The sequence below is a fragment of the Chamaesiphon sp. OTE_8_metabat_110 genome (assembly GCF_031382685.1).
GTDB lineage: Bacteria > Cyanobacteriota > Cyanobacteriia > Cyanobacteriales > Chamaesiphonaceae > Chamaesiphon.
Genome location: NZ_JANMZA010000210.1, coordinates 1 through 7,767, shown reverse-complemented (window position 1 = coordinate 7,767; position 7,767 = coordinate 1). Strand labels below are relative to the sequence as shown.

Below are 7,767 nucleotides of genomic sequence, written 5' to 3'. Positions count from 1 at the left end.
AAAAACGCCAAGACGGGGAGACCCCAAGACCGCACTTTTCGCTACGCGGACTAGAATCTTAGACCGCACAGGCGAACTTTGCATTCTGAGTAGTGGTTTCTAACCGCTGAGGTTAAGAATTTACAGATGTTTCGACGCTCGCGGGGATGTCGATTTGTGGTAATTTACGGTTTTTAGCACGCGCCAGTAGCTCTTTAGTACTGGGGACTTTGAGTTTTGAAGCTAGGGAGCAGAACTCCAGCACTTTGATAAAGCTAAAGGTTGGATCGATTAGGTAAATCGCTGTTCCGCCGCGAATCGTAATCCCATGCCGACTAGATGACGGAAAGGCATGGTGGAGATTGTGCCAACCTTCACCCAAACTCAGCAATGCCACAAATCCATTGTTACGGCTGAGATCGTTGGTATTAAATGGCTGCTCGCCAAATAGATGACTCAGCGAGTTCACTGTTTGGACACCATGAAATAGCAACGTGGTACTGAGGAAGAATGCGCCCAAATATTCCAATCCACCCAGCCAATAAGAAATTGCCGCCAGTGCCACCACCGGGACAAAGTGCAATCGATCGATTATCTTGAGGACGAGATCCTTTTCGACATCGCTCGGCAATTTAGCCGGAAAAAAGCGGGAGGACAACAGCCAACCCGCCTGCGACCAATAAAAGCCACCCACTCCCTGTGCGGGTGTATGTGGCGAGTGCGGATCGAGATCGCCATCGGCATGTTGATGATGAGTCAGATGGTGCGCTTTCCACCAACTCGGCCCCATGTGTCCGGCGGAGGATGCGATAATACTACCGATCCACAGGACGATCGCTGGAGCTTGATAGCTTTTGTGGGTGAGCAGTCGATGATAAATACTCGTGGTTGCGAGCATCCTGGTGAGATACAAAAATCCAATCCAGAATCCAGATCCCCATGATAAGCCAGTACTGAGTACTAGCAGCGATCCGAAGTGACTAATGATAATCAGCAGCGGCCCCATTATGTATGAAACGATCGTGAGTGGAGAATACTGCTTCATTTATTTCCTAAGTACCGATCCAAAATTAATTAGACATTTTTACTCTTGTCATAGGATATTGTATCTACAAATCCTGATGTGACAACATCGCTAGGAACGATGACACTGTATCCTTATACAAAATTAGGTGTAGCTTCTGATTCAGAAGCAATACACCTAAATTCTCTTCACCTCGATCGCATCCAAGATCGAGCAGAGCAGCGTGACACCCATCTCACGACAATCAACTAAAAACAGGGGTTTCAATCCCCAACCTAATAATTCAATTATTAATTATTAATTATTAATTAATTTAACGACCTTCCGATCTCCGCCTGTCGATCTCCCGTTGCAGTTCATCAATTTTGCGCTGCAATCGGGCGGTTTCGCTGGCAGTTGGTTCGGTATTGACGGTATCGATCGTCACGCGTTGATATTCGCCGCGCCGGATATCGCGATATTCACTAGAATTCGTCCACTCTTGGAGATAGTGAAGGCGTTCGACGGGAAAAGGATGGCTGAGCATTCCATTTACGCCTACATACATTAGCGCTTTATAGATTTGATTCAGTCCGTCTTCATCTAAGTTTCGATAACTTTCCGATTGCTTGATGAATTCTTCGAGACTGCATTCATCGCTAAATTTGCTACTCCCACCAGCAAGTTTCATCATTGTCGTCATCACCACCCGAGGATCGTCCATCACTAGCAAGGCTGCTCGATCTGATGATAGTTCAGCCTTGCGTCGCCACTCGTAAAAGGCTACGATTAATCCATTGCTAATGATATTTCCCAGTCCAAAAGTCATCTCACCAATAACTGAAGCCGCATTCATCACCCACATAGCCATTTGAATGAGGATGGTATGTCCACATTTAATATGTCCTAATTCGTGAGCTAGAACAGTTTTAATTTCATTTTCTTCGAGTAAATCCAGCAAGCCTGTATTAATGACAATGTAGGGATTTTCTTGCCCCATTGCATAACTATTAACTTGGGGATTTTGGCTGACAAATAAGATCGGTTCGGGATAAATATCGAGATCGCGAACGCATTCCCGAAACATCCCATAAATAGTCGCATATTGCCTGGGGCCAGCTTGGATGCTATTGCCCATCAGGTACACCAGTTGCGGTCGCTCGTAGAGAAACTCTACAAATTTACTCGCTACTAAATTAAAACCGGGAACGCTACGGAGAGCTTGTTCTGCCTGAAGATCGAGTGGATGCTTGAAAGCTTCGCTGGAAATACCTGGATAAGTAGCCATATATGAGGATAAATAATCTTCAAAAATTAGTTGGTGCCAGATGTTGTCTATCGGTACTTAGGTCTATTATACTAAAAGAATATTAACAGGTAACAATTGGCACCTTCTGGTCTGAAATAATAGTAGAGAGTTAGACTATTTCAAGACCTTTAACTGCACCAAGCTCTTTGTTACGAATTGAATAATTTGTTAGTAACCGCTATGAATCAAAATTTAGTTGATAAATTATTATTGGATCTAAAAAATAGCGATCTAAATATTCGAGAACGCGCTACTCGTCAACTCTGGAGCATCTGGTTCTGGCAAAAAGGCAAGATTCCTCTCGAACAGATCGAAGAAAGCGAACGATTGCTATCTAAAGGTAATGTTGTCGGTGCTACTTTGATTTTAGACGATCTAGTCGATGCTTTGCCAGATTTTGCTGAAGCGTGGAATCGACGAGCGGTACTGAAATTTATGAATCAAAACTACGAACGCGCGATCGCCGATTGTGAAAAAGCGATCGAACTCAATCCCGTCCATTTCGGCGCGCTGCACGGATTGGGGCTGTGTCATGCCGCTCTGGGCAATTATTCCGCTGCGATTAGGGCGTTCCGCTTGGCGCTAGATATCCAGCCCCACGCGATCGAAAATCAACGCCTGATCCTCGAATGTACGGCGAGGTTGAGTTAAAGTAGGGGATGTCTCGATCGCACTTTCTGTTCCGCAAGATTTACCAGGTTGGTAAGAGACAAATTCGCAAATTAAATTCGCCAGTGATGAAGCTTAGATCTTGGTGGGTGGCGGTGTTGTGGGCGATCGGGATGTACTGGGCATGGTTGTCTCCTGCTGCGACATTGGCAGATCTGAAACCCATGATTTCGGCTATACCGCTGGTGGTTTCGGCAGCAAATGATGATTTAGATCGGTCGAGTCTCAACAACACTCAGAGCGCCAATTATCGTTCAAATGGTGAGTGGATTGGCAGACTGATACTCCCCAGCCAGGAGGAGATCGCCAAATCGACTTTGACTGACTGGGTGTGGGTGGAAATTAAACATGCACCGGAGCTAAATCGATCGCTAATTGGTAAAAAGGTGCGCCTGACATGGCAGCCTCAATCCGATCTTCAGGCAGATGTTCGCCAGGTGACTACAGATGTTCGGTTTACAGCCGAGACGATTGCCAGTCAGCGCAAGGGTAATATTCATCCCCAACGGCTGAATGGGAGATCGGCGGTGGGTGCGCTCCAGTCGCTAGCAGGTGCCAGACTTGTAGACGATATATTGGTAAGATTGACTGGGGTAAATGTCGATCCTGAAACTGGATCTCAGAGTGCGATTTTGACGATCGATCGCGAACCGACTCAGATTACGGGTACTTTAACCGGATTAGTCAAAATTCTGGGTGCGGATCATAGTCATAAAACTACTTGTCCAAATGCTAAATCCTGTCTGAATGAGTATTTTAGTGTCCGACATTACGATCTAAATACTCGCGGCTTTCAGGGACAAATCGAGACGATTCGGATTCCTCAGATGCCAGCTAAACAGTCGGGGTTATTGCCGAGTTCGATTCGAGATTTGGAGCGATCTCCAGCCGGGAGTCAGGGCTGGTATATTTATGGAGATCGCGATCTGGCGGGTGTATTTACTGTTGCTGCGCTCCAACCGCGATCGTTATTTACACTGACATCACAGCGGGAGATCGTCGATACAGATGCCAAGTTTGATTATCTCGATCGACAGCATTGGCAAAATACGCCTCAGCATCAAGGTAAGTTATCACAAGTTAAATTTGTCGGCACGTCCACCAAAAATTTTTCAGGATTGGGTACCAAAGCCTTAGTCATCCATTCATTTGGTGGGATTGGTGGTAAAACTGGCGATCCTGCCGACATCTGGCAGACTATTACCGGGCATTTTGCCTATGGGATGGCAACGGTGACGCGATCGGTATTGACTGGCGCACCGGAGTGGCAGGTAGAATACAATCAGGTATATGCACACAATCCCGATGGCATCGTGGCAGGAAAACAGGATTGGGCAACGTATCAGGGGCATCTTCAGCGGGGCTGGATGGCGACGCGCCCAGTTGCGGATCTGTTAATTAGTTACCCACCTGTGACGGAGGATTATGATTTTGACGGGATTAAACTTTCGCCCCTGACGGAGTTACAGCGCCAATTAAATATTTTTGCGGCGCGTTATCGGACTGGTGATGGTACTGGGAGTGCCAGCGTCACACCTGCGACTTCCTGCGTGCAAGATGCCAATCAAGCCTTGTATGTGACAATTCGGCAACTAAACCGTCAAGCCGCACAGCCAGCGATTCAAGCTTGGCTCGCCGCTCATCCACAGGAGCCGCAAACTCTACGATTTAGAGAGTTACAATCTCTAGGCGCAGAGCTAGAAACTACCCTCGCGCCACTAGGAATAGTTCGCCAAGATTGGCAACAAAACGCGGCGAAACTTGCTGGTATTCGAGTAGATAAAGGGTTTAGTAGTAGCAATAATCCGATCGCAGGATTGGTAAGCTGGCGGACGATGTTACCGCGTGGCGCTCAGGAGGGGATTGCCAAGACTTTTACTCGTCGGGGGGCGACAATTTGGTTTCTAAATACCGCCCAGATAGGTGGTACAAATCCCGATATTTTTCCGATCGCACCGACAATTTTATTCGGGCAAATTCCGCTCTTGGCAATGTTAATCGTGAGAGTTTGGGCAGGGCTGGTTACGCTCCCAAATTTAGCGGGATGGCTACTCGGATTGGGATTATTAATTGGTTATGCGGTAGTTGCGCTATCGATCGGATTTAGATCTAAGTTTTTAACATTCACCCCTGAACCTGCTAATTTACAGTCGGGATTATGGCGACAGATCCGATCGTGGATCGGTTTATTCTTGATGCCTGCATTGGTAGAAGAATGTCTATTTAGACTATTATTAATTCCCCACCCGATCGAGACAGATTCATGGTTACATGTCTCTGGAGCATCGCTAATATCCTTAATATTATTTATCGGCTATCACCCATTAAATGCCCGCACATTTTACAGCTTGGGCAATCCCACCTTTATGGACTGGAGATTCCTAACTTTGACAGGGTTGTTAGGTGGAGTTTGTACGATTTCTTATCTAGCTACTGGTGCGATTTGGGTAGCGGTAATGATTCATTGGGTAGTTGTCGGCGTGTGGCTCAAGTGTCTCGGCGGATCGCAAAGGCTGACGAAATCGAACGTCCCACGTTTGATGGCGCATTTGCAGTAAGATGCAGGTTGTCTAATTGGATCGTCAACCAAGGATGACCTAAATTGACTTCAGAAAAAGGACTTTCAGCAGGAATACTCAGTTGAAATGGCGTCCATTGGAGTCCGGTTTCTACATCACCTCGAAATGCTAAAATATCTCGTTCTAAATTACCAAAGACATCACCACCAATTTTGAGTTTGCCCCAGAATGAAAGTGGTAGTGCTGTCGTGGATCGATCGACTCGACATAGCAACTTATTAGCTTGTGAAACCGTAATATTGCGATCGTTCCATCCAAAATCCGCCAACTCTTTGGGCAATCCCCAGATATTTCTCCCACCCGCTACAGATACGGGATTATCGACATAAATATGCGAAATCCATGCGCCGATTGTGTCTTGGTAACGCACCACCGCCGGAGCCACAATTAATTCGTGATACTGAAGTGTCGAATTAGTCTCATAGACTGACAGATATAAGCTACCCACCGTTTTGCCTGGAAGTACGGGGACGATCTCGAAATCGATCGGTACGAAGCGTCTGGCTGTAGCCAGATCGATCGCGTGGAGTGATTGGAGTGCGGTGCCATAAAGCTGCCACGGAGGTGCGGGATAGAACATGATTGGGCGATCGCCAAAGGGTCTCTATCTTTGAGTATGACACGGAAATTCGTGGGCAAAAAGGTCGCCCGATCGTGTTGATTTTAGTATCGCGGTTGGGTTAAGTTTAGCCGATCGATGTCAGAATGGTTCAGATACAGCTTTATACGTCCCTTCGTCAAGTGATAAACATGTTGAATAGCCTGCACGCAGCCTTTGCTAGTAACCGCGTCCTCAAAGTCATCAGCGGGTTAAATAACTTCGATCGAGATCGGGTAGCGATGGTAGTCAGAGCCGCAGATCTAGGCGGTGCAACCTTTCTCGATATTGCTGCCGATCCCGAATTAGTCAAGATGGCACGTCAGCTTACCAATCTCCCCATCTGCGTTTCTGCTGTCGAACCCGAACTATTTGTAGCTGCTGTCGCCGCAGGTGCTGACTTAATCGAAATCGGTAACTTTGATAGTTTCTACGCCCAAGGCATCCGATTTGAAGCAGATGAAGTTTTAGCCCTCACTCAAGCTACTCGCGCCTTGCTGCCCAATCTTACCCTCTCTGTGACCGTTCCCCACATCTTGAGCTTGGACAAACAAGTCGAGCTAGCCCAAGCTCTAGTCGCTGCGGGTGCAGATATCATCCAAACCGAAGGCGGTACCAGCAGCACTCCTACCCACCCAGGTACCCTCGGCTTAATCGAAAAAGCAGCACCTACCCTAGCGGCTGCCTATGAAATCTCCCGCGCTGTCGATGTCCCCGTACTTTGTGCGTCTGGTTTATCCAGCGTCACCGCACCACTCGCCATCTCCGCTGGTGCCGCTGGCATCGGTGTCGGTTCGGCAATCAACAAGCTCAATGATGAAATCGCCATGATTGCCGTAGTTCGCAGCTTGGCAGAAGCACTGGCGGCTACTCCTGCTGTTGTAAGAGGGTAGAGAAGACGAGGGGACGGGGGACGGGGGGACGGGGAGCCGGGGAGACTCAGAATGTTGTGGTGGGTTATCCTTCTCCTTTGGAGGATCTGAGCCGACATAAGTAGGTGTATTGGGTTTCATTCTTCAACCCAACCTACAGATCTTTCCCCTTTCCCCTTTCCCCTTTCCCCTAAAGCCCAAAACCTAAAGCCTAAAGCCTAACCCCAGATCCGGTAAACCCTACTGACCTCGATCGCCAAATACCCGCTAAAATACTTAATAGCCTCCTAGTGATAATGGAACACTGCTGTGCTTGCTCAACTAATTGCTGACTTCCGCATTATTTTCGATCGCGATCCTGCTGCTCGTAACTGGGTAGAGGTTCTCTTCTGCTATCCTGGGCTACAAGCTTTGTCCCTACACCGTTTCGCCCATTGGTTGTATCTCATGGGCGTGCCGTTTATTCCGCGCTTTATTTCGCATTTGGCGAGATTTTTTACGGGCATTGAGATTCACCCCGGCGCGACAATTGGCAAGGGGGTATTTATCGATCATGGGATGGGAGTCGTCATCGGTGAGACTGCAATTATTGGCGATTACGCACTGATTTATCAAGGCGTGACGCTCGGCGGTACTGGCAAAGAAATTGGTAAACGGCACCCCACCCTCGGCGAAAATGTCATCGTCGGTGCGGGAGCGAAAGTATTAGGCAATCTCCAAATCGGTAGTAATGTCAGAATTGGAGCGGGTTCTGTCGT

Annotated in this window: 7 protein-coding genes; 4 read left to right on the top strand and 3 right to left on the bottom strand. The window is 47.6% G+C overall.

Going from position 1 to position 7,767, the window contains the following annotated elements; translation table 11 throughout:
- Positions 1–112 precede the first annotated feature (112 nt).
- Together RMO52_RS07875 and RMO52_RS07870 are read right to left on the bottom strand one after the other, a co-directional pair.
- Positions 113–1,024 carry an acyl-CoA desaturase gene (locus tag RMO52_RS07875; protein ID WP_310412646.1) on the bottom strand — a complete coding sequence of 304 codons (912 nt, stop codon included), beginning with the start codon at positions 1,022–1,024 and terminating at the stop codon, positions 113–115.
- Positions 1,025–1,316: 292 nt separating this feature from the next.
- A complete protein-coding gene (locus RMO52_RS07870) occupies positions 1,317–2,270 on the bottom strand; it encodes a M48 family metallopeptidase (protein WP_310412643.1) in 954 nt (317 codons plus the stop codon).
- A gap of 201 nt (positions 2,271–2,471) precedes the next feature.
- Here RMO52_RS07870 and RMO52_RS07865 point away from each other — a divergent pair, with 201 nt between their 5' ends.
- Positions 2,472–2,942, top strand: a complete 471-nt coding sequence (locus RMO52_RS07865) for a tetratricopeptide repeat protein (protein WP_309738330.1) — start codon at positions 2,472–2,474, stop codon at positions 2,940–2,942.
- An 86-nt stretch (positions 2,943–3,028) separates the two neighbouring features.
- A complete protein-coding gene (locus tag RMO52_RS07860) occupies positions 3,029–5,518 on the top strand; it encodes a type II CAAX prenyl endopeptidase Rce1 family protein (protein ID WP_310412639.1) in 2,490 nt (829 codons plus the stop codon).
- On the opposite strand, the gene RMO52_RS07855 is transcribed toward RMO52_RS07860, so the two are convergent.
- Complete coding sequence (locus RMO52_RS07855) at positions 5,448–6,119, bottom strand: acetoacetate decarboxylase family protein (RefSeq protein ID WP_309738862.1); 672 nt, start codon at positions 6,117–6,119, stop codon at positions 5,448–5,450. The two genes, RMO52_RS07860 and RMO52_RS07855, sit on opposite strands and share 71 nt — an antisense overlap.
- A 170-nt stretch (positions 6,120–6,289) precedes the next feature.
- Here RMO52_RS07855 and RMO52_RS07850 point away from each other — a divergent pair, with 170 nt between their 5' ends.
- Both RMO52_RS07850 and cysE read left to right on the top strand, forming a co-directional pair.
- Positions 6,290–7,030, top strand: a complete 741-nt coding sequence (locus tag RMO52_RS07850; protein WP_310412635.1) for a DUF561 domain-containing protein — start codon at positions 6,290–6,292, stop codon at positions 7,028–7,030.
- 288 nt (positions 7,031–7,318) lie between these two features.
- A partial coding sequence (cysE, locus tag RMO52_RS07845; protein WP_310412632.1) for a serine O-acetyltransferase occupies positions 7,319–7,767 on the top strand: 449 nt, incomplete at its 3' end.